This window comes from Deltaproteobacteria bacterium (assembly GCA_016875225.1).
In the GTDB taxonomy this organism is placed as follows: Bacteria; Myxococcota_A; UBA9160; order SZUA-336; family SZUA-336; genus VGRW01.
Genome location: VGRW01000061.1, coordinates 1 through 21954, shown reverse-complemented (window position 1 = coordinate 21954; position 21954 = coordinate 1). Strand labels below are relative to the sequence as shown.

The following is a 21954-nucleotide window of genomic DNA, read 5'->3' as shown; positions in this document are numbered from 1 at the left end:
CTGATCCGCGCCTATCTCATGCAGGGGGATGCGTAGCCCGTGGCGACCGAGCAGGAGATCCTGGCTTCGCGACGAGCGCGTGCGGAGCGGCTGCGCGAACGCGGCGTCGAGCTGTTTCCGGCGCGCGTGCCGCGCGACCGCACCCCGATTCCCGAGATCCTGGCGCGCTTCGGAGACGCCGACGCGGCCGCGCTCGCCGCGGCCGCGGTCTCGTTCTGCGTCGCAGGCCGGATCGTCGCGCTGCGCTCGTTCGGCAAGATGGCCTTCGCGACGCTCCAAGGGGACGGCGAAGGGCTGCAGGTCTGGCTGAAGAAGGACGCGCTCGGGGAGTCGGTCTGGGAGACGGTCCGGCTCTACGAGGTGGGCGACTTCATCTACGCGCGCGGCACGCTGGTGCGCACGCAGAAGGGCGAGCTCTCGATCGAGGCGAGCGAACAGGGGTTCCTGGCCAAGTCGTACCGGCCGCTGCCCGAAAAATTCCACGGCCTGCAGGACGTCGAGGCGCGCTACCGGCAGCGCTATCTCGACGTGCTCACCAATCCCGAGTCGCGTCAGATCTTCGTCAAGCGCTCGCGCGCGATCAGCGCGATCCGCGACTTTCTCGACACGCGCGGCTTCCTCGAGGTCGAGACGCCGATCCTGCAGCCGCTCTATGGCGGAGCGCACGCGCGCCCGTTCACGACCGTGCACAACACCTACGACCAGACGCTCTTCCTGCGGGTCTCGTTCGAGCTGTACCTGAAGCGCCTGGTGATCGGCGGTCTCGACCGCGTCTACGAGATCGGGCGCGACTTCCGCAACGAGGGCGTCTCGAAGAAGCACAACCCCGAGTTCACCATGCTCGAGGTCTACCAAGCCTACGCCGACTTCGAGGACATGATGGAGCTGGTCGAGGGCATGGTCGTGCACGCCGCGGAGCGAGCGGTCGGAACGCTCACGATCGAGCGCGACGGTCGCAGGCTCGATCTGACCCCACCCTGGCCGCGCCGCGCGATGGCCGACCTGATCCGCGAGGCCTGCGGGGTCGACATCCACCGGGCGAACGAGCTCGATGCGCTGCGCGCGGCCGTGAAGCAAGCGGGCGTTCCCGACGTCGATCCGGCGGCGGCGACGAGCTGGGCGGGGCTGGTGGACGACGTGTTCTCGCAGACGGTCGAGCCGGGGCTGTTCTCGCCGACCTTCGTGGTCGAGTACCCCGCCGCTCTCTCGCCGCTCGCCAAGCGAGAGGCAGGCCGCCCGCAGATGGTCGAGCGATTCGAGGGATTCATCGGCGGAATGGAGCTGTGCAACGCGTTCAGCGAGCTGAACGATCCGGACGACCAGCGCCGGCGCTTTCTGGAGCAGGTCGAGGCCAGCCGGGCCGGCGACGCGGGCGCGCAGCCGCTCGACGAGGACTTCCTGCGCGCGCTCGAGCACGGCATGCCGCCCACCGGCGGGATGGGGATGGGCATCGGTCGGCTCGCGATGATCCTCACCGGATCGAGCCACCTGCGCGAAGTGAAGCTGTTCCCGCACCTGCGGCCGCGCGATGATTGAGCTCGTCTCGCGTTCGCTCGGCTTCGTCTCCGCGAGCCTGGTCGCGCTGATCGCGCTCGGCTTCGGGACCATGTTCCTGTTCTTCTCCGGCTCGGCGGCGCTGATCCTCGGCCACTTCCTGCGCTTCGTGCGGCCCGCGCGCGTCGCGCTGCCGTTCATCGCGCTGGCCACCTGCGCGTCGGCCGCGCTCGCGATCGCGCTGGACGCTCCGTCTCCGCTCGCGCCGCCCGCGGGACAGCTCGCGACGGCCCTGCTGGCCTGGGGTCTCGTGCGCGCACGCGCGCTCCACCGCGCGCTCACCTGGCTCGTCGGCGCGGTGCTGATGGTCTGCGGCGCGCTCTTCGCGCTCGGTCTGGTCTCGCCGGACCGGGAGGACACCGGACAGGCGGCGATCTCGATCGCAGCGTCGCTGCTTCTGCTCGGCGCGCTCGGCGTCTGGCCGCTGGTGATCGCGGGGCTGGTCGAGCACCGGCGCTCGCGGCCGGTCGAGTGGTTCATCTCGCTGCGCTATCTGGTCGCGCGCAGGCGGCAGACCTTCATCTCGATCATCTCGGTGATCTGCGTGGTTGGCGTGGCGCTCGGCGTCGCGGTGATCACCGTCGTGCTCTCGGTGATGAACGGCTTCTCCTCGATGTGGGAGGAGAAGATCGTCGGCGCGCGCGCGCACTTCTCGGTGCTCTCGCGCGAGGGCGCCTACGACGAGTACCGCGAGGTGCGACAGCTCGTCCTGCAGGTGCCCGGGGTCCTGGGCGCGACCCCCTTCCTGGCCAGCGACGCGATCCTGCGCGGACGCGAGGGCGAGCTGCAGGCGATCGTGCTGAAGGGCATCGACCCCGAGACGGTGGCCGAGGCGACGCAGCTGGTCGAGACGATTCGCGCGGGATCGCTCGCCGACCTTGCGCCGAAGCCCGATGGCGACGAGATCGAGCGGCTGCCCGGGCTGATCGTCGGCGCGGAGCTCGCCAACCGCTTCCTGCTGCAGATCGGCGATGCGCTGGTGCTGATCTCGCCGATGGGCGGCGCGCCGACCCCGCTCGGCCCCGCGCCCCGGCTGGAGCGCTTCCGCGTCGCGGGCGTCTTCCGCTCCGACTTCTTCCAGTTCGACGAGGGATTCGTCTACGCGAGCCTTCCCGCGGCGCAGAAGTTCATGAAGCTCTCCGACGTGGCGCAGGGCGTGGAGGTGCGCACGGGGGACGCCTACGCCTCGCGCGCGACCGCGCTCGACGTCGAGACGGCGCTCGGCGACGCGGGCGTGTACTACACGCGGGATTGGAAGGAGTACTTCCCGGGCTTCTTCCAGGCGCTGAAGACCGAGCGCGTGATGATGTTCGTGCTGCTCAGCTTCATCATGGTCGTGGCCGGCTTCATCATCGTCGCGACGCTGATCATGATGATCATGGAGAAGAGCCAGGACATCGCGATCCTGAAGACGATGGGCTGCACCGACGACGGAATCCTGCGCGTGTTCGCGATCGAGGGCTTCCTGATCGGCATTGCCGGGCTCGCGCTCGGAATCGGAATGGGGCTGGTGATCACCGAGAACCTCGACGTGATCCAGTCGATCGTCGAGCGGACCTTCGGCTTCGACGTGCTGCCGCCGAACATCTACCAGCTGCAGGAGCTCCCCCACGCGATCGAGGCCGTGCAGCTCGCGCTCATCTCGGCCATCGCGATGGTGCTCTCGATCGGCGCGACGCTTCTGCCCTCGTGGCAGGCCTCGCGCCTCGATCCCGCGGAGGCGCTGCGATATGAGTGAGCTCGAAGCTCGCGACGTGGTGAAGCGCTTCCAGCTCGGCGACCAGACGATCGAGGTGCTCTCGGGCTTGAATCTGCGCGTCGCGCCCGGCGAATCGGTGGCGATCCTCGGCGTCTCGGGCGCGGGCAAGTCGACGCTCCTGCACGTGCTCGGGGGCCTCGACCGGCCGACCTCGGGGCAGGTGCTCTACGGCGGGAAGGATCTCACGGGACTGCCGCCGGACGAGGTCGCGACGTTCCGGAACCGCTCGCTCGGCTTCGTGTTCCAGTCGCACCATCTGCTCCCGGAGTTCGACGCGGAGGAGAACGTGATGATGCCGTGCCTGCTCGCGGGCGTTCCGCGCCGCGAGGCCCGCGACCGGGCGCGCGCCATCCTGACCTCGGTCGGGCTCGCGCAGCGCCTGCACCACGGGCCGGGCAAGCTCTCCGGCGGCGAGCGCCAGCGCGTGGCGATCGCGCGCGCGCTGGTCCAGGGGCCCTCGGTGGTGCTGGCCGACGAGCCGACCGGAAATCTCGATCCGCACACCGCCGACGACGTGGTCGACCTGTTCCTGCGCCTCAACGCCGAGGCGCAGACCGCGCTCGTGCTCGTCACGCACAACGAGAAGCTCGCCAATCGCCTGGCGAAGAAGTGCTATCTCGTCGAGGGGCGGCTCGCGTCCTAGGACGCGGGACGATCTGCCGGGAATGGGACGCGCGCGTACACTGCGGGCTCATTTTCGGGACGGTCGCGAGATCCACTTGGCTTCTGCAGCTGCAACAGGCTCGAGCTCCCGGCGCGCAAGCGGAGCGTTCGCGATTGCGCTGCTGCTGTGCCTGCTCTTCACGGGCGCCGCGCTCGCGCAGGAGCCGGCTCCGGTCGATCTCGCGGCGCCGGCGGATTCGGGCTTCGGCCCCGAGGACCGCGACGCCGTGGTTCACGAGGTCCGCGTCTCGGGAACCCGGAGGATCGAGCCCGACGCGATCAAGGCCGTGATCGGGACGAAGGCCGGCGAGCCGCTCGACCGCGTGCGACTTGCCGACGACGTGCGGCGCATCTACGGGCTCGGCTTCTTCCACGACGTGCGCATCGAGGTGGAGCCGGCCGAGGGCGGCGGCGCGATCGTCACCTACGCGGTGGTCGAGAACCCGGTGATCCGGCAGGTGAGCATCACCGGAAACGAGGAGCTCGGCTCGGACGACATCAAGGAGAAGCTCACCGTCACGGTCGGCTCGACCGTCGACTACCCGCTCCTGCTCGAGAACTCGGCGCGGATCGAGGCGCAGTACCAGGCCAAGGGCTACTACCTGGCGAAGGTCGGCTACGTGCTCGAGCCGATGGGCGAGGGCGCGGTCGGCGTGAACTTCGACGTGGTCGAGGGCAAGAAGCTGCGCCTCAAGGAGATCGACTTCCGCGGCAACGAGGCGCTCTCCGACGGCCGGCTCGAGAAGGTGATGCAGACCAAGACCTGGGGCGTGACGTCCTACGTCTCGCAGCTCTGGGACAACTCGGGGCTCTACTCCGAGCCGATCTTCTACCAGGACCTCGACAAGATCCAGCGCCTGTACATGGACGAGGGCTACGTCCGCGTCTCGATCGGCCAGCCCGAGGTGGACGTCTCGGAGAAGGGAATCGTCGTCCGCGTCGACATCAGCGAGGGGCCGCAGTTCCTGGTCGGCACGGTCGACATCCTCGGCGACGAGACGATGGACCGCGGGCAGCTCTTCGGGCTCGTCGAGCTCGAGCCCGGCGACGTCTTCAGCCGCTCGACGCTCTCGAGCGACGTCGACCGGCTGCGCGGCTACTACGCCGACCGCGGCTTCTTCGACGCCACGGTCAATCCGATCACCAACGTCGATCCGGAGAAGAAGGAGATCGCGACCTCGTTCGAGGTCAAGAAGGGGGAGCTCTACTTCGTCGAGGGAATCGACCTGAACGGGAACGTGCGCACGGCCGACACCGTCGTGCGTCGCCAGCTGGCGATCGGCGAGGGCGAGCTCTACTCGGCGCAGGCGGTCGCGAAGAGCAAGATGCGCGTGCAGCGGCTGGGCTACTTCGAGGAGGTCGAGGTGCGGGCCAAGCCGACCGACGAGCCGAACCGCGTCTCGATGTCGGTGGACGTGGTCGAGCGCCCGACCGGAAGCTTCAGCTTCGGCGCGGGCGTCGGCTCGGTGGACGGATTCATCGTCTCGGGATCGATCACCCAGGAGAACCTGTTCGGCACCGGGCGCGCGCTCTCGGCCGGCGCCGACATGGGCTCGCAGAACCACTACTACTACGTGCGCTTCCTCGAGCCGTACGTGCTCGGCTCGGTGGCCTCGCTGTCGCTCACGCTGAACAGCTCGGAGAGCGAGTACAACGACTTCGACCAGGAGCAGACCGGCTTCGGGATCTCGGTCGGCTACCCGCTCGACGAGGGCGAGACCTTCGTCAACACCGGCTACGCGTTCGCGAGCCGAGAGGTCTCCGGCTTCGAGGAGTTCCAGGCCGCCTCGCTGCTCGAGCGCGAGGAGTTCCAGGGCGACACGACGACGTCGCTCCTGAACCTGTCGCTGCGCCGCGACACGCGCGACGACATCCGGTTTCCGAAGTCGGGGCACATCACCGGCGCCAACATCGACTTCGCGGGGCTGGGCGGCTTCGCGGAGTTCCTGCGCATCGAAGGCCGCACGACGCACTTCATCCCGGTCGGGGGCTGGCTGCCGTTCGAGGCCACCTTCGTGGTGAACTCGCGCGTCGGCTACGCGCTGCCCTGGAACGACATCTCCGACTACGACCTTCCGGGCTGCGACACGTCGGATTGCCTCGCCACCTTCGGGACCGACCCGAACAACGAGATCCGCGCCCTCGCCGGCATCGACGACGACCTCGAGCTGCCGCTGACCGAGCGCTACTTCCTGGGCGGCCTGGGCGCCTTCCAGGTGCGCGGCTTCGAGCAGCGCTCGCTCGGCCCGCGACGGGCGATTCTCGAGCCGCTGTATCACAGCGGGGACCAGGTCGCCTTCACCCCGGTCGGCTACAGCGTGATCGCGCCCGACTTCTGCCGCTTCGGCCCGAACCAGTGCAACAGCCTCGAGGACACGGAGATCGACGACTTCAACGACCTCGACGCGACCGACGTGATCGGCGGCAACTCGATGGCGCTGGTGAACCTGGAGCTGCAGTTCCCGATCTCGGAAGAGATGGGGCTCTCCGGCCTGATCTTCCTCGACATGGGAAACTCGTTCGCGGAGGACGACTTCATCAATCCGGCCGATTTCCGCTTCGGGACCGGCGCGGGGATCCAGTGGTTCAGCCCGTTCGGCCCGATCCTGGTGGTGCTCGGCGTGCCGCTCGATCCCTACGAGGACGAGGACGGCACGGTGTTCGAATTCTCGCTCGGCGGTCAGAACTACTGACGCGCCCGAGTCTGGTCTTTCCCTCTCCGCGCCGAAACGGCACGGTGTAGCTCTCGATCAAGGAGGTTCCATGCAGTTCCGCATCGTTCGCGCCGGGATGACGTTCGGCCTGGCTCTCGGCTTCCTGCTCCCCGCGCTCGCGGCGTCGGCGGAATTCAAGCTCGCCGTGGTCGACCAGCGCCGCGCGCTGCTCTCCAGCAACGGCGGCAAGGCGGCCGAGTCGACGCTCACCCAGCTGGAGGAGAAGAAGAAGAAGGAGCTCGAGCCGCGCTCCGCGCGCTGCAAGAAGATGCAGGAGGAGATCGAGGCGCAGCGCTTCGTGCTCGCCGACGACGTGATCCAGGAGCGGATGATCGAGTTCCAGAGCTGCCAGCGCGATCTCGAGCGCGACTTCCAGGCCGCCAAGGACGAGATCGCGGTGCAGAACCGCAAGCTGCTCGCTCCGCTGGCCAAGAAGCTCGAGGAGGCGGTGAAGGAGATCGGCAAGTCGAAGGGCTTCGATCTGGTCCTCGACCGCTCGACGCCCGGCGTGCTCTACGCGCCCGAATCGCTCGACATCACCGACCTGGTGGTGAAGCGGCTGAACGAGAACTGAGGTGGACAAGGTCCCGATCGGCATCGAGCGGATCCGCGAGCTGCTGCCGCACCGCTACCCGATGCTGATGATCGACCGCGTGATCGCGCTCTCCGAGCAGCACGTGCTCGCGGAGAAGCTGATCTCCGCCAGCGAGCCCAGCTTCGCGGGGCACTTCCCCGACCAGCCGATCTTCCCGGGCGTGCTGATCATCGAGGCGATGGCGCAGGCCGGCGGAATCTGGGCGATGAACGCGCTGCCGGGCAACCTCGGCATGAAGACGGTGCTGGTCGGCGTCGACGAGGCGCGCTTCCGCCGCCAGGTGGTCCCCGGCGACGTGCTGCGCCTGCGGGTCCACCCGCTTCGCGCGCGCCCGAAGATGGTCCGCTTCAAGGCCACGGCGACGGTCGGGGCCGAGACCGTGGCCGAGGCCGAGCTTCTGGCCGCATTCGTGAAATGGGACGCGGAGGAGAAGGAATGAAGCGCATACACCCGAGCGCGATCGTCGATTCCGGAGCCGAGCTCGCCGATGGCGTCGAGATCGGCCCGTTCTGCGTGGTGGGCCCGCACGTCCGGCTGGCCGAGGGCGTCTCGCTTCGCTCGCACGCCGTGGTCACCGGACACACGGAGGTCGGGGCGGGCTCGGTGATCTTCCCGTTTGCGACGGTGGGCGAGATCCCGCAGGACGTGAAGTACAAGGGCGAGCCCACGCGGCTCACGATCGGCGCGCGAAACGTGATCCGCGAGCAGGTCTCGATCCACCCCGGCACGGCGGCCGGCGGCGGGACCACGCGGGTCGGCGACGACAACCTGCTGCTCGTGAACGTGCACATCGGCCACGACTGCAACGTCGGAAGCCACGTGATCATGGCCAACAACGTCATGCTCGCGGGTCACGTGATCGTCGAGGACTACGCCTACCTGGCTGGCGGCGTCGCGGTGCAGCAGTTCGTGCGCGTGGGCGAGTCGGTGATGGTGGGCGGAATGTCGGGCCTGATGCAGGACGCTGCGCCCTTCACGCTCGCCAACGGCTTTCCGGCGCGGATCGTGAAGATGAACCGGATCAACCTGGAGCGGCGCGGCTTCTCCAAGGAGCGCATCGACGCGGTCGAGCGCGCGTTCCGGCTGATCTTCCGCGAGGGGCTGCATTCGCGCGAGGCGTTCGCGGCGGTGCGCGCCGAGCTTCCCGACTCCGCCGAGGCCGAGCGAATGGTCGCGTTCCTCGAGAAGTCGGAGCGCGGCTTCGCACGACGGCGCTAGCCGCGTGGAGAAGCGGGTGCTCGGACTGATCGCGGGCAGCGGCCCGCTGCCGTTCGAGGTGGCGCAGGCCGCGCGCGAGCACGGGCTGCGCGTCGCGATCGCGGCGATCGAGGACAACACCGATCCCGCGATCGAGCGCGAGGCCGACGGGCCGTTCCGCTGGGTGAACGCGGGCGAGCTCGGCCTGCTGATCGCGTTCCTCGCGGGCGCGGGGGCGCGCGAGGTGATCCTCGCCGGCGCGGTGAGCAAGGCCGCGATCCTGCGCGAGCCGGGGCGGTTGCGCCCGGACGCGCGCGCGCTCGCGCTGCTTTCGAGCCTGGCCGCGAAGGGTGACGACGCGATCCTGCGCGCGGTCGCGGGCGAGCTCGAGAGCGAGGGTCTCGAGGTGGTCGAGTCGACGCGCTACCTGGAGAAGAGAATGGTGCGCGAGGGCCCGCTCTGCGGCGGCCCGCCGGACGAGGCGCTGCGCGCGGACCTCTCGCTCGGAATGCGGGTCGTGCGCAGCCTCGGCGTGCACGACGTCGGGCAGGCATGCCTGGTCCGGCAGGGAACGGTGCTCGCGGTCGAAGCGCTCGAGGGGACCGATCGCATGATCCGGCGCGGCGCCGAGTTCGGCGCCGGCGCGGTGCTGGTGAAGGCCGCGAAGCCCAAGCAGGACATGCGCTTCGACGTTCCCGTGATCGGGCCCGGCACGGTCGAGATCGCGCGCGAGTGCCGCTTGCGCGCGATCGGGCTCGAGGCCGGGCGCACGCTCGTGCTCGAGCAGACGCGCACGCTGGCGCAGGCGGAGGCCGCCGCGATCAGCGTCGTGGGTCTGGACCCGGGGCTCGGGTGACGCGACCGCGGATCGCCGTCGTCGGCGTCGGCTACATGGGCCGGCTCCACGCCGAGAAGCTCGCGGCGCTCGCGGCCGAGGGCGTGCTCGACTTCGCCGGCGTCTCCGACGTCGACGTCGCGCGCGCGACCGAGATCGCCGCAAAGCACGGCGTGCCGCTGCTCGCGACGCTCGAGCGCGTGGCCGAGGCCGCGGACGCCGCCTGCGTGACGGTGCCGACCGTCGAGCACGCGCGCGTCGCGGGCCGGCTGCTCGACGCCGGCCTCGACGTGCTGGTCGAGAAGCCGATCGCGACCACGCGCGCGGATGCGCGAAGCCTCGTGGATCGCGCGAAGTCGGGCGGGCGGATCCTGCAGGTCGGCCACATCGAGCGCTTCTCGCGCGCGTTCCGCGCGGTCCGGCCGGCGCTCACGCGGCCGCGCTTCATCGAGGCGCATCGGATCGGGCCGTACCCCGCCCGCGCGACCGACGTCTCGGTCGTGCTCGATCTGATGATCCACGATCTCGACATCGTGGCGGAGCTCGCGGGGCACGAGGTCGAGCGCGTCGAGGCCGTCGGCGTCTCGGTGCTCTCGCAGACCGAGGACATCGCGAACGCCCGACTTCGGCTGGCCAACGGCTGCGTCGTGAATCTGACCGCGAGCCGCGTCTCGCTCGAGCGTCTGCGCAAGGTCCGACTGTTCCAGTCCGACGCGTACGTCTCGATCGATCTGGGCGAGAACAAGATCACCATGGTGCGGCGGCAGGGCGTGCCGGGAGGAGCCGAGCCGCCGCGAATCACCGCCGAGAAGATCGAGCTCGACGCGGCCGACGCGCTGCTCGCGCAGGACCGCGCCTTCGCGGAATCGGTGCGCACGCGCGCGGAGCCGGAGGTCTCGGGTGAGGACGGGTATCGCGCGCTCGACCTGGCGCTGCGGATCCAGGAGGCGATCGAGCCGATCGCGGTCGGGCCGGACGGAGTGCCTCTTTGAGGGTCTTCCTGTCGACGGCGGACGCGTCGGGCGACATGCACGCCGCCGGGCTGGTGGAAGCGCTGCGCAAGCGCGTGCCGGATCTCGAGGTCTTCGGTCTGGGCGGCACGGCGCTGGGCGCGGTCGGATTCGCGCCGATCGTGCCGCAGTCGGAGCTCGCGATCGCGGGGCTGGTCGAGGTGGTGGGCAGCGTGCCGCGGCTGCTCGGGGCCTACACCCGTCTGCGTCGCGCGCTCACTGCGAGCCCGCGCCCGAACCTGGCGATCTTCGTCGACTCGCCGGATCTGAACCTGCCGCTCGCCTCGGTCGCGAAGAGGAGCGGCGTTCCGGTGCTGTACTACGTGGCGCCGCAGGTCTGGGCCTGGCGGCCCGGGCGGGTTCGCAAGCTCGCGCGCCGCACGGACGCGGTGGCGGTGATCTTTCCGTTCGAGGAGCCGCTGCTGCGCGAGGCCGGGGTGAACGCGCGCTTCGTCGGGCACCCGCTGGTCGATCGGCTCGCGGGGCTCGCGGGAGGCGCGAATCGAGAGGAGCGGCTGCGCTCGCTCGGACTCGACCCCTCGCGCCCGGTGCTCGGGCTGCTTCCGGGCAGCCGCCACAACGAGGTGGAGCGCAACTGGCCGCTGCTCCGCGAGACCGCGGAGCTGCTGCACGCATCGCTGCCCGACGTGCAGGTCCAGCTGATCGTCGCCTCGACGCTCGAGGCCTCGGCCTTCGACGTGCCCGACTGGTGCCGCGTGGTTCGCGGCCGCTCTCACGACGCGATGGCCGCCTCGACCTGCCTGATCAGCGCGGCGGGGACCGCGACGGTCGAGGCCGCGATCCTCGGCGTTCCGCTCGTGGTCGCGCACGTCACCAGCCCGCTCACCTTCGAGCTCGCGCGCCGGATCGCGCGCGTTCCGTCGAGCTGCATGGTGAACCTGATCGCGGGCGCGGGCGTCGTGCCGGAGCGGATCCAGCTTGCCGCGCGACCGGCCGCGCTCGCGGCGCTGGTCGCCGAGCTGCTTCGGGATCCGGGCGCGCGCGCGAAGATGCGCCAGGAGCTGGCCGCCGCGGTCGCGCTGCTCGGCGCGCCCGGCGCGGCGGAACGCGTGGCGGAGCTCGCGGTCGAGGTGGCGGGGCGGAATTGATCTACGCCTACGAAGCCGTGCTGCTGCTCCTGCTTCTGCCCGCGGCGCCGGTTCTGCTGCTGGCCTGGCTGCTCGGCGCCTTCGGTCCGCGTGCGGCGGCGTTGGAGCGGCTGCGGCCGCTGGCCCGAATGCCCGGGGGATGCGTCTGGCTGCACGCGGCCAGCGTCGGCGAGGTCGAGGCCGCTTCTCCGCTCGCGGCCGCACTGGTCGAGCGGGGCGTGCCGGTGGTTGCAACCGCCCTGACGCTCACCGGGCGCGGGCGCCTGCGCGCGCGTCTGCCGGGCGCGCGCACGCGGCTCATGCCGCTGGACCTGCCCGGCCTGATCGAGCTGTCGCTCTCGCGAGCGAACGTCGCGGTGGTGGTGCTCGTCGAGACCGAGCTCTGGCCGATCCTGATCCACGCGGCCCACGCGCGCGGCGCGCGCGTGATCGTCGTCGGCGCGCGCATCTCGGACCGGAGCTACCCGCGCTACCGGCTGCTGCGCGGCTTCTTCGCGCCGCTCCTCGCGCGCGTGCACGCACTCGGCGCGCGCAGCGCGCTGGACCTGGAGCGCTTCGTCGCGCTCGGAGTGAGCCGCGAGCGCTGCTGCGTCGTCGGCGACCTGAAGCTCGATCGCGGAGAGGCGGCGGAGCCGTCGCGAGAGCTCGTTGCGGCGCTCGGCGCCGGTCCATTCCTCGTCGGTGGAAGCACCCATGCAGGTGAGGAGGAGGCGCTGCTCGAGGCCTGGCGCAAGCTGCGCGCCGAGCGGGCGCCGGGCCTGCGGCTTCTGCTTGCGCCGCGCCATCCCGAGCGAGCCGCCGACGTGGCCAAGACCGCGCGGCGGCAGGGCGCAAGCGTCGGGCTGCGCTCGCAGGGCGCGGCTGCCGCGGAGGTGGTCGTCGTCGACGGCGTGGGCGAGCTCGCGAGCCTGTACGGCCTTGCGGATCTCGTCTTCGTGGGCGGAACGCTCGCGCACGTCGGCGGACACAATCTGGTGGAGCCCGTTCTGGCCGGAAGGGTCGTCGTGCACGGGCCCCACACCGAGAACCAGCGCACGCAAGCGGATCTGCTCGCGCCGCTCGGGGTGCTACGCCGGGTCGAGAACGCGGCGGGGCTCTCCCGCGCGCTCGAAGAGCTCTGGCTCGATCCGGAGCGAAACGCGCCCGCGCGCGCTGCCGCGGCGCAGATCGCGGCGCATTCCGGCGCGACCGAGCGGGCGCTCGGCCTCGTGCTCGCGGCGCGGGGCTGACGTGCCGGAGCTGCTCTGGCGTGCCAGCGAGACGACCGCGACCCGGGTCGTGCTCGCGCCGCTCCTGCTCGCGGAGCTTTCCTACGCGGCCGGAGCGTGGCTACACCGCCACGTGTACGAGTCGGGCTTGCGCGCTCGGGTGCGGCTCGACGCTCGCGTGGTCTCGGTGGGAAACCTGGCGGTCGGGGGCTCGGCGAAGACCCCCCTGGCCGCGTTCCTGGCGCGCTCGCTGCAGCGGCGCGGGCTGCGCGTCGCGCTGCTCTCCCGCGGCGTCGGCGGGAGCCGCGCGCGGCAGTCGAACGTCGTCTCCGACGGCGATCGCGTCCTGCTCGGCGCGGCGGAGGCCGGCGACGAGCCCGTGCTTCTAGCGGCCAAGGCCCCGGACGTGCCGGTGCTCGCGGGGGTGGATCGCGTCGAGCTGGGCCGGCACGCGATCTCGGCGTTCGGCGCGCAGGTGCTCGTTCTCGACGATGGCTTCCAGCACCACCGGCTGGCGCGCGATCTGGACCTGGTCTGCCTCGACGCGCGGCTTGGGCTCGGAAACGGGCACGTTCTGCCGCGCGGTCCGCTTCGCGAGCCGGTCTCGGCGCTCTCGCGTGCGCACGCGCTGGTGTTCACGCGCGCGACGCCCTCCGATCCCGAGCCGCCGGGAGCGGCGCGGCTCCCCGCGAACGTGCCGCGCTTCCGGGTCGGGCTGCGAAAGCTCGGGCTGCGCTCGCTCGGGAGCGGAGCTCTCGAGCCGCTCGACGCGCTGCGCGGCGCGCGACTCGGCCTGCTGGCCGCGATCGCTCGCCCCGACCGTCTGGCCCACGAGCTCGGCGAGCTCGGAGCCGAGGTCGTCGCGCGGCGGACCTTCAGGGATCACCACCTCTACCGCCGCTCCGACCTCGCCGCGCTCGACCCGGGCCTGCGCTGGATCACGACGGAGAAGGACGCGGTGAAGCTCGACAGAGGCTGGAGCGAGGTGGGCTCGCTTCTCGCGCTCGAGGAGGAGGTCGAGCCGGGGAGCGGCGAGCCGCTCGCGGAGCTCGTTGCGTCGCGCCTCGCCGCGTCCCGCTAGCGCTCCCGCCGGCCTCTCCCGCGGCGCGGCAAAGCCAGACGCGTTTGGGCTATCCTGCGCCGCGAGATGGAACTCGCCCAACGCGTGCTCGACGGTCCACCGCTCCCCGCGTCCGAGCTGCTGCGACTGCTCGGCCCGGAGGTTCCGCTGCTGCCGCTCCTGCACGAGTCGCGAGTCGTGCGCGAGCGTTTCTTCGCCAACCGCGTGAAGGTCCACATCCTGAACAACGCGCAGAACGCGCGCTGTCCCGAGGATTGCGGCTACTGCTCGCAGTCCGCGGTCACGGACGCGCCGCTTCGCCCGTACCCGTGGAAGTCCAAGTCGGAGCTCGTCGAAGAGGCGAAGAAGGCCTGGGCCTGCGGCGCGTTCCGCTACTGCATGGTCGCCAGCGGCCGCGGGCCGGCCGATCGGCAGATCGACTACCTCGTCGACGTCGTCGAGACGATCCGCGCCGAGGTTCCGGTCAACATCTGCGTCTCGGTCGGGCTGCTCGACGAGGCCAAGGCCCGGCGGCTGAAGGATGCCGGCGTCGACCGCTTCAATCACAACCTCAACACCAGCGAGAGTCACTACCCCGAGATCTGCACTACGCACACCTACGCCGACCGACTGCAGACGCTGCGCGCTGCGCGCTCGGTGGGGCTGCAGGCCTGCAGCGGGATGATCGTGGGAATGGGCGAGCAGGACGAGGACGTGATCGCGGTCGCGCTGGAGCTGCGCGCGCTCGAGGTGCCGTCGATCCCGGTGAACTTCCTGCTGCCGATCGAGGGCAACCCGGTGCAGTCGGACGGGTCGCTCTCGCCGGAGCGCGCGCTGCGCGTGCTGGCGATGATGCGACTCGCGAACCCGCGCGCCGAGGTCCGGGTCGGCGCGGGCCGCGAGGGGCATCTGCGCTCGCTCGAGGCGCTCGCGCTCTGGCCGGCGAACTCCCTCTTCGTCGAGGGCTACCTCACGACCCGGGGCAAGTCCGCCGTCGACACCTACCGGATGATCCGCGACGCCGGCTGCGTGGTCGAGCGGGCGGACGGCACGCTCATCTCCTGGGCGGAGCTCGGCGTGGACGAGGTGTTTCGCGTCGAGGGCAGCGAGAAGATCCTGAAGCCCGCCGTCCTGGCCCGGATCTCCTGAAGGCGCGTTTGCGCCCCGCCGGTCGCGCGCCTGTCTGGCGGGCGCCACGGGGCGAGCGTATCCTCGGCCCGACCCCTCTTGAGGAGTGTCCTTGAAGCCCATGCACATCGTGGAGATCGGCGACGCCATCTCCGGGACCGTCCGTCTGGGAGAGGGTCTGCCGCTCGCATGGATCTGCGGGCCGTGCGTGATCGAGAACCAGACGCTCATGGCGATGACTGCGGAGCGGCTGAAGAAACTCTCCGAGAAGCTCCGCGTCCCGGTGATCTTCAAGTCGTCGTACTCGAAGGACAACCGCAGCGACGAGCTGTCCTATCAGGGCCCCGGGCTCGAAGACGGGCTCGAGATGCTGGCGTGGATCCGCAAGGAGTTCGAGCTGCCCGTGCTCTCGGACGTGCACAGCGTCGAGGAGATCGCCGCCGCCCGCGAGGTGCTGGACGTGATCCAGATCCCCGCGTTCCTGTGCCAGCAGACGTCGCTTCTGATCGCCGCGGGCAAGTCCGGAAAGCCCGTGAACGTGAAGAAGGGCCAGTTCATGGCGCCCGCGTCGATGAAGCACCCGATCGGCAAGATCGAGCGGACCGGCAACCAGCGCATCCTGATCACCGAGCGCGGCGCGCAGTTCGGCTATCACAACCTGGTCGCCGACATGACCGCGATTCCGGTGATGAAGGCGATCGGCTACCCGGTCGTCTTCGACGCCGGTCACCAGGTCCGTCGCTATGGAATTCCCAGCACCGATCCCGCGGGCGGGGCGCCCCGCGAGTTCATCCCGGTGCTTCTGCGCTCCGCGGTCGCGGCCGGCGCGAATGGAGTCTTCTTGGAAACTCATCCGAAACCGGCCGAGGCGCTCTGCGACGCGGCCAGCCAGTTCCCGCTCGACCAGCTCGAAGAGCTGATGATGCAGGCCGGCGCGCTTGCGGATCTGATCCGCGGACAGGGTCACGCTTGAGCGCGCGAATCGATCCGGATCTGCTCGCGATCCTCGTCTGCCCGAAGTGCGAGTCCGAGCTCCGCTTGCAGCTCTCGCAGGGAGGCGACGAGGAGTCGCTGGACTGCCGGGCCTGCCAGCTCTCGTACCCCGTCGAGGATGGGATTCCCGTCATGCTCGTCGAGGAGGCGCGGCCGCTTCCCCTGGCGAGGCGGAGTCCATGAATCGGTAGCGGAGCCGGTGGAGCGCGAGCTTCCAGCGCTCGCCGCGAATCCAGCCGCGCAGCTCGACGCGGAGCTTGCGATCCATTCCGGTGTAGGCCGACGCGAACGCGGCGAGCTCGCGACGCCCGATGCGTTGCTTCCAGAGCCCGTTCTTGACCATGGAGCGCGTGAGTCGGCCAAGTCCGCGCGCGCGCAGGCGGCTCGCGAGTCGCCCGTCCGGGTGGTAGACCGCGCGGTCGAGGTCGATCACGACGATTCGTCTGTGTCCGTTCTCGTCGACGACCAGGATGTTGCGGAGCTGGAGATCCCGGTGATCCACACCCGCGTCGTGCAGCCGTCTCACCGCCGCGCCGACCTCGCGCAGAAGGATCCGGCGCTCGCGCGCGTCGTGGCCGGTGCGCAGCACCTCGAGCAGATCGCGGGCGCCGCGCTCCTCTCGCGTGCCGATCAGCGCCGACCAGAACGGCCCGGCGGCAGGCCAGAGCGCGAGGCACACCACGTGCGGCACGGGCGCGCCCGAGGCCTCGGCTCGCGCGGTGACGCGCAGCTCCTGGAGCGCGCGCGAGGGACCCAGGTGCAGCATCCGCGTGAGACCGCCGAAGATTCCGCCGTGCTGGTAGCGGCGCAGGATCACGCTCACGTCGCGGCGCAGCTCGATGCTCGGCGCCGCGCCACGGCCGCGGCGCGGCGCGCGAGCGAAGAGCTGCTTTCGCGCTCCCGGATCGGCCAGCCGGAGCGCGACCAGCTCGCTCGAGAGCGCCGCGTCGAAGACCAGCGTCGCATCCGCGACGCGGTGGACCACGTAGCCCGGCGGCACTTCCCGGGCGGTCCGAGGTCTCATCCGTCGCTCCGCGAGACGCGCCGCACCAGCCAGACGCCGAGCCCGAGCACCACCGCGTTGGGAGTCCAGAGCCCGAGCCAGGCGGGGCCGATGCCTTGCTCCGCCGCCATCTCGCCGAGCGAGAACAGAAGCCAGTAGAGCGCCATCACGGCGATCGCGGTGAGTGCGCCCATCGAGCGTCCCGCGCGCACCGGACGGATGCCCAGCGGCACCGCGATCACCGCGAGAAGCAGCGACGCGAACGGAAAGGCGAGGCGGCGCTGGATCTGCACGTCGATCCAGGTTCCGTCATTTCCCGCCAGCCGCGCGCGCTCGGGGTCGTCGAGCGGCCGCCGCTTCGCCGCGAGCAGCTCCGAGAAGAGCAGGTCGCGCGCGCCGAGCGGCGGGTCGCTGTAGCGGGAGATGTCGATCGACAGGCGCATCGTCTCGAACTGGATCCGGCGATAGCGCGTCGGATCCGGATCGCGCAGGTGGATCGAGCCGTCGCGAAGCGCGAACGCGAGCTCGCGTCCGCCCGACTCGGCGCTGAGCGACGCGCAACGCGCGGCGGTGTAGAAGCTCCGCTCCCCGTCACCCGAGTCGCCGATCAGCACGCCCTGGTACGGGCAGGTCGAGTCACCGAGCTCGTGCACGTAGAGCAATCGGTCGCCGAACACGAGAAAGCGACCCGGCTCGATCACGTCCAACGAGCCCGCGAGCTGGCGCACCATCGCCCGCATCGCGTGGCGCGCGCGCGGCTGCACGTCGAACAGGATGTAGCCGGAGATCAGGGCCGCCAGCGCCCCGAGGGCCAGCGCCGGGGGAAGCAACCGGGGAACGCTCACCCCGCAGGCGCGCATCGCGATGACCTCGCCGTCGGCCGACATCCGGCCGAACGAGAGCAGGATTCCAAAGAGCAGCGCCGTCGGGATCGCGTAGGCGACGTAGGCGGGAAGCACCAGCGCGATCAGCTGCCCGAGCGCGTCGATGCCGACACCGGCCGCGATCAGATCTTCGAGAAAGCGAAGCATGTTCTGCACGACGAGCAGAAGCGTGATCGCGAACAAGCCCAGCAACGTGTGCAGCAGGACGTCGACCAGGATGTAGCGCCAGAGCAGGCGAGGGGCGACCATCGGCCTCATGCTAGGGGGAATCGAGGAGGCCGCCAACGCCGAGCGCGTGCTCGTGGTCCGGCTCGGGGCGCTTGGCGACGTCGTGCGCACGCGCTTCGCGTTCGCGGGGGTGCGCGCCCTGTACCCCGACGCGAAGATCGACTGGCTGATCGAGGACCGCGCCGCGGCCGGCCTGGTCGGGCTCGCCGAGCTCGACGAGGCCGTGATCGTGCCGCGCCGCCGTCTGCGTCCGGGACACCCGCGCATCGCGCTGCGCACGCTCAGGGACTTCGTCCGCGAGCTGCGCGAGCGCCGCTACGATCTCTCGATCGATTTCCACGGCGTGTTTCGCGGCGCGTTCCTGACCTGGTCCGCCGGGATTCCGGTTCGCGTCGGCTACGACCTTCCGTTCGCGAAGGAGGGCAGCCGCCACCTGCTCACCCACCGCCTGCGCATCGCGCACGCGCACATCTCGCGCTTCGAACGCAACGCTGCGCTCGTTCGCTTTCTCGGCGGCGAGGTTCCGAGCGCGCCGGCCGCGCTCACGCTCGGCAACGCGCCGGCCTCGCTCCCGAGGCTTCCCGAGCGGTTCGCGCTGATCCATCCCGGCACGAGCCCGAAGACGAGCTACAAGCGCTGGGAGACCGAGCGCTTCGGCGAGGTGGCGCGCACGCTGCGAGAGCGCGTCGGCATCCCGAGCTTGGTGGCCTTCGGCCCGGTGCCCGGGGAGCAGGCCGCCGCGGACGCCGTCGTCGCGGCGGCGGCCGGGGCCGCGGCGCTCGCGCCTTCGACGGCATCGCTTGCCGAGTTCCTGGCTCTGCTCTCGCGCGCCTCGGTCTTCGTAGGCTGCGATTCGGGCCCGATGCATCTCGCCTCGCTCGCGCGAACGCCCGCGGTCGCGATCTTCGGGCCGACCGACCCGATCGAGAACGCACCCTTCCCGGGTGTGCCCAGCCGGGTCGTGCGCAGCGACGTCGGCTGCAATCCCTGCCGGGAGGGCTGCCCGTCGCGCGCGTGCATGCGGGCGGTCCAGCCGGATGCCGTGGCGGTCGCGGCACTCGCGCTGCTGGCCGCGTTGCCGGCGGCGCCGGCGCGGGGTATCTAGCAGGAGGGCGCACTTCCCGGGGGCCGCCGAGTCGGACTAAGTGACCGTAGAAAAAGAGAAAATATCGGTCGTCCTGCCGAACCACCTGGGCGACGTCGTGATGGCGACTCCGGCCCTCCGGGCGCTTCGCCGAGGTCGCCCCGAGGCGCGCATCCGGGCGGTGGTGCCGCGCGCGCTCGCGTCCGTCCTGCGCGGCTCGCCTTGGCTCGACGAGATCGTCCCGCACGAGATCCACGCGGCGGGCGGGGTGCTCCGCAAGCTTCGCGCGCGACTCGCGCTGGCGCGCGAGCTGCGCGGCAGCGATCTGGTGGTGGTGCTGCCGAACTCGTTCGCAAGCGCCCTGCTGGCCTTCGCGTCGCGCGCGCCGAGAAGGCTCGGCTACGCGCGCGCCGGGCGGGGCGTTCTGCTGAGCGATGCCGTGCCGGCGCCGCGCGCCTCCGGGCGGTTCGTGCCCACGGCGATGGAGCGCTACTACCTGGACCTGGTGCGGCAGCTCGGCTGTCCCGACACCGGCACGCACGTCGAGCTCTTCGTTGAGGCCGCGGCCGAGGCCGAGTGCGAGACGCGCTTCCGGGCGGCGGGAATCTCGAAGCTCGCGCCGCTGGTCTGCCTCGCGCCGGGCGCCGGATTCGGCCCGTCGAAGCTCTGGCCGCTATCGTACGTCGCCGAGGTGGCGGCCGCGCTGCGCGAGGACGGCGCGCAGGTCGCGCTGGTGCACGGGCCGGGCGAGCAGGCGCTGGCCGACCGGATCTGCGAGCTCGCGGGCGCGGGGATCGTCTCGCTCGGCGGCGAGGGCATGAGCCTGTCGCTGCTCAAGTCCGTCCTGTCCCGCGCGCAGCTGCTGATCTGCAACGACGCGGGCGCGCGCCACGTGGCCGCGGCCTTCGAGGTGCCGACGTTGGTGTTGATGGGCCCGACCGCGATCGGCTACACGAACCTGAACCTGAAGCGGACCAAGCTGCTGCGCGAGCCGGTCGAGTGCTCGCCGTGCCAGCGGAAGGTCTGCCCGATCGACCATCGCTGCATGACCCGGCTCCTGCCCGCGCGCGTGCTCGCCGAGGCGCGCGCGGCGCTCACCCAGAGCGATTGGCGCGGCAGCGTCGATCTGGAGCTTCACTCGTGAGCGCGAGCGTGGACCTATCGATCGTGATCGTCGCCTGGAACGTGCGCGATCTGGTGCTCGACTGCCTGGCGTCGATCGTCTCCGCTCGGCCGGCGATCTCCTACGAGGTGATCCTGGTCGACAACGGCTCGATCGACCTCACCGTAGAAGCGGTCGTGCGCCAGTTTCCCGAGACGCGGATCCTCGCACTGCCGAAGAACATCGGCTTTGGCGCGGGCAACAATCGCGGGCTCGAGGTCATGCGCGGCCGTCACGCCGTGCTGTTGAACAGCGACACGATCGTGCTGCCCGGCGGGCTCGAGGCCTGCGTGCGCCACCTCGACGAGAATCCCGACGTGGGCGTGGTGGGGCCGCAGCTCCTGAATCCGGACCGCAGCAAGCAGAACTGCATCCACAACTCGCCGAACCTGATCTCGGAGCTGCTGGGGCAGTCGCTGCTCCGCAGGCTCTTCCCGCGCCGCTATCCCAGCAAGCTGGTCGACTACGTCGCCCCGGTCGAGGTCGAGGCGGTGCTCGGCGCCTGTCTGTTCGTGCGCCGAGAGGTGATCGAGAAGGTCGGCATGATCGACGAGGCGTATTTCTTCTTCCTCGAGGAGACGGACTGGTGCCATCGCATCCGCGCGGCGGGCTGGCGCATCGTCCACCTGCCCGACGCGTACGTCATCCACCTCTACGGCGAGTCGACCAAGAAGAAGACGCCGCTCCGGACGAGGATCGAGTACTACCGCAGCCGCTACCTGTTCTTCCGGAAGAACCGCTCGCGATTGGCGTATCTTGCGCTGCGCGGGATCGTGATGATGAAGATCCTGGCGGGCGTCGGCTTCGGCGGGCGGCGAGCGGGCGAGTACCGCAAGATTCTCGCCTGGCACCTCGCGGGCGAGAGCGCAAGCTCCGGGCTCGCCGGGTCTTGAGCGGCGCGCAACCAGAGGGAGAACGGGCTTGAACATCCTCGTGACCGGAGGAGCCGGCTTCATCGGCTCCCATCTCGTCGACGCGCTCGTGGCGGAGGGCCATCGCGTGCGGGTGCTCGACTCGCTCGATCCGCAGGTGCACGGCAAGGATGCCGACTGGCCCACGCACGCGAACCGAGCCGCGGAGTACCGGCGCGGCGACGTGCGGGACCGAGCGGCGGTGAGCGCCGCGCTCGACGGAATCGAGATCGTCTACCACCAGGCGGCGGCGGTCGGCGTCGGCCAGTCGATGTACGAGATCGAGGCGTACGTGTCGGCGAACTCGCTCGGAGCCGCCGTCCTGCTGCAGGAGGTCATCGCGCGCAAGGGCCAGATCGCGCGGATGGTGGTGGCGTCGTCGATGTCGATCTACGGCGAGGGGGCGTACGTCGACGCCGCGGGCCGGCCGGCGTCGCCCGGTCTGCGACCGGATTCGCAGCTCGAGAAGCGCGAGTGGGAGCTTCGCGACGAGGCCGGGCGCGAGCTGCGCGCGATCGGCACGCCAGAGACCAAGCCGCTGCTACCGACTTCGGTGTACGCCGTCACCAAGCGGGATCACGAGGAGCTCTTCCTCGCGGTCGGGAACGCCTACCGGATCCCGACCGTGGCGCTGCGCTACTTCAACGTCTACGGCTCGCGCCAGGCGCTCTCGAACCCGTACACCGGGGTCGCGGCGATCTTCAGCTCGCGGCTCCTGAACGGCAAACCCCCGCTCGTCACCGAGGACGGCCTGCAGTCACGCGACTTCGTGCACGTGTCGGACATCGTGCGCGCGAATCTTCTCGCGCTGCGCTGCGAGGCCCTTGGCGGCCGCGTGTGCAACGTCGGAACCGGCC

The 21954-nt window shown here is 70.7% G+C and carries 21 protein-coding genes; 19 read left to right on the top strand and 2 right to left on the bottom strand.

Annotated features, from left to right (window positions below; genetic code table 11):
• Nucleotides 1-39 precede the first annotated feature (39 nt).
• The 15 genes from lysS to FJ108_13560 all read left to right on the top strand — a co-directional run bounded on the left by lysS (nucleotide 40) and on the right by FJ108_13560 (nucleotide 16008).
• Nucleotides 40-1536 carry a lysine--tRNA ligase gene (gene lysS / locus FJ108_13630; protein ID MBM4336928.1) on the top strand — a complete coding sequence of 499 codons (1497 nt, stop codon included), beginning with the start codon at nucleotides 40-42 and terminating at the stop codon, nucleotides 1534-1536.
• Nucleotides 1529-3292, top strand: coding sequence for an FtsX-like permease family protein (locus FJ108_13625; GenBank protein MBM4336927.1), 1764 nt, complete (start codon nucleotides 1529-1531; stop codon nucleotides 3290-3292). Before lysS ends, FJ108_13625 begins: the two co-directional genes overlap by 8 nt.
• Nucleotides 3285-3956, top strand: a complete 672-nt coding sequence (locus tag FJ108_13620) for an ABC transporter ATP-binding protein (GenBank protein ID MBM4336926.1) — start codon at nucleotides 3285-3287, stop codon at nucleotides 3954-3956. Before FJ108_13625 ends, FJ108_13620 begins: the two co-directional genes overlap by 8 nt.
• Nucleotides 3957-3978: 22 nt before the next feature.
• Nucleotides 3979-6669 (top strand): outer membrane protein assembly factor BamA, encoded by a 2691-nt coding sequence (gene bamA, locus FJ108_13615; protein MBM4336925.1) that lies wholly within the window; start codon nucleotides 3979-3981, stop codon nucleotides 6667-6669.
• Nucleotides 6670-6739: 70 nt separating this feature from the next.
• On the top strand, nucleotides 6740-7264 hold the full coding sequence (locus FJ108_13610) for an OmpH family outer membrane protein (GenBank protein MBM4336924.1): 525 nt from the start codon (nucleotides 6740-6742) through the stop codon (nucleotides 7262-7264).
• A gap of 61 nt (nucleotides 7265-7325) precedes the next feature.
• Nucleotides 7326-7724 carry a 3-hydroxyacyl-ACP dehydratase FabZ gene (gene fabZ / locus FJ108_13605; GenBank protein MBM4336923.1) on the top strand — a complete coding sequence of 133 codons (399 nt, stop codon included), beginning with the start codon at nucleotides 7326-7328 and terminating at the stop codon, nucleotides 7722-7724.
• Nucleotides 7721-8503, top strand: a complete 783-nt coding sequence (gene lpxA, locus FJ108_13600; GenBank protein MBM4336922.1) for an acyl-ACP--UDP-N-acetylglucosamine O-acyltransferase — start codon at nucleotides 7721-7723, stop codon at nucleotides 8501-8503. Before fabZ ends, lpxA begins: the two co-directional genes overlap by 4 nt.
• On the top strand, nucleotides 8391-9338 hold the full coding sequence (locus FJ108_13595) for an LpxI family protein (GenBank protein ID MBM4336921.1): 948 nt from the start codon (nucleotides 8391-8393) through the stop codon (nucleotides 9336-9338). The genes lpxA and FJ108_13595 overlap by 113 nt, the downstream gene beginning before the upstream one ends.
• A complete protein-coding gene (locus FJ108_13590; protein MBM4336920.1) occupies nucleotides 9335-10309 on the top strand; it encodes a Gfo/Idh/MocA family oxidoreductase in 975 nt (324 codons plus the stop codon). Before FJ108_13595 ends, FJ108_13590 begins: the two co-directional genes overlap by 4 nt.
• A complete protein-coding gene (locus FJ108_13585) occupies nucleotides 10306-11436 on the top strand; it encodes a lipid-A-disaccharide synthase (GenBank protein ID MBM4336919.1) in 1131 nt (376 codons plus the stop codon). The genes FJ108_13590 and FJ108_13585 overlap by 4 nt, the downstream gene beginning before the upstream one ends.
• Nucleotides 11433-12665 carry a 3-deoxy-D-manno-octulosonic acid transferase gene (locus FJ108_13580; GenBank protein MBM4336918.1) on the top strand — a complete coding sequence of 411 codons (1233 nt, stop codon included), beginning with the start codon at nucleotides 11433-11435 and terminating at the stop codon, nucleotides 12663-12665. Before FJ108_13585 ends, FJ108_13580 begins: the two co-directional genes overlap by 4 nt.
• Nucleotides 12130-13725, top strand: a complete 1596-nt coding sequence (lpxK, locus tag FJ108_13575) for a tetraacyldisaccharide 4'-kinase (protein MBM4336917.1) — start codon at nucleotides 12130-12132, stop codon at nucleotides 13723-13725. Before FJ108_13580 ends, lpxK begins: the two co-directional genes overlap by 536 nt.
• Before the next feature lie 66 nt (nucleotides 13726-13791).
• Nucleotides 13792-14853, top strand: a complete 1062-nt coding sequence (gene bioB / locus FJ108_13570; protein ID MBM4336916.1) for a biotin synthase BioB — start codon at nucleotides 13792-13794, stop codon at nucleotides 14851-14853.
• Between the two features lie 100 nt (nucleotides 14854-14953).
• Nucleotides 14954-15805 carry a 3-deoxy-8-phosphooctulonate synthase gene (locus FJ108_13565; protein ID MBM4336915.1) on the top strand — a complete coding sequence of 284 codons (852 nt, stop codon included), beginning with the start codon at nucleotides 14954-14956 and terminating at the stop codon, nucleotides 15803-15805.
• Nucleotides 15806-15813: 8 nt separating this feature from the next.
• Nucleotides 15814-16008 carry a Trm112 family protein gene (locus FJ108_13560; protein ID MBM4336914.1) on the top strand — a complete coding sequence of 65 codons (195 nt, stop codon included), beginning with the start codon at nucleotides 15814-15816 and terminating at the stop codon, nucleotides 16006-16008.
• On the opposite strand, the gene FJ108_13555 is transcribed toward FJ108_13560, so the two are convergent.
• Both FJ108_13555 and FJ108_13550 read right to left on the bottom strand, forming a co-directional pair.
• Complete coding sequence (locus FJ108_13555; protein MBM4336913.1) at nucleotides 15956-16849, bottom strand: hypothetical protein; 894 nt, start codon at nucleotides 16847-16849, stop codon at nucleotides 15956-15958. The two genes, FJ108_13560 and FJ108_13555, sit on opposite strands and share 53 nt — an antisense overlap.
• On the bottom strand, nucleotides 16846-18207 hold the full coding sequence (locus tag FJ108_13550) for a YjgP/YjgQ family permease (GenBank protein ID MBM4336912.1): 1362 nt from the start codon (nucleotides 18205-18207) through the stop codon (nucleotides 16846-16848). Before FJ108_13550 ends, FJ108_13555 begins: the two co-directional genes overlap by 4 nt.
• Here FJ108_13550 and FJ108_13545 point away from each other — a divergent pair.
• The 4 genes from FJ108_13545 to FJ108_13530 all read left to right on the top strand — a co-directional run.
• On the top strand, nucleotides 17969-19045 hold the full coding sequence (locus tag FJ108_13545; protein ID MBM4336911.1) for a glycosyltransferase family 9 protein: 1077 nt from the start codon (nucleotides 17969-17971) through the stop codon (nucleotides 19043-19045). The two genes, FJ108_13550 and FJ108_13545, sit on opposite strands and share 239 nt — an antisense overlap.
• Nucleotides 19046-19085: 40 nt before the next feature.
• A complete protein-coding gene (waaF, locus tag FJ108_13540) occupies nucleotides 19086-20168 on the top strand; it encodes a lipopolysaccharide heptosyltransferase II (protein MBM4336910.1) in 1083 nt (360 codons plus the stop codon).
• A complete protein-coding gene (locus tag FJ108_13535) occupies nucleotides 20024-21079 on the top strand; it encodes a glycosyltransferase family 2 protein (GenBank protein ID MBM4336909.1) in 1056 nt (351 codons plus the stop codon). Before waaF ends, FJ108_13535 begins: the two co-directional genes overlap by 145 nt.
• A 28-nt stretch (nucleotides 21080-21107) precedes the next feature.
• Nucleotides 21108-21954: SDR family NAD(P)-dependent oxidoreductase (locus FJ108_13530; GenBank protein MBM4336908.1), on the top strand; the 847-nt coding region annotated here is incomplete at its 3' end.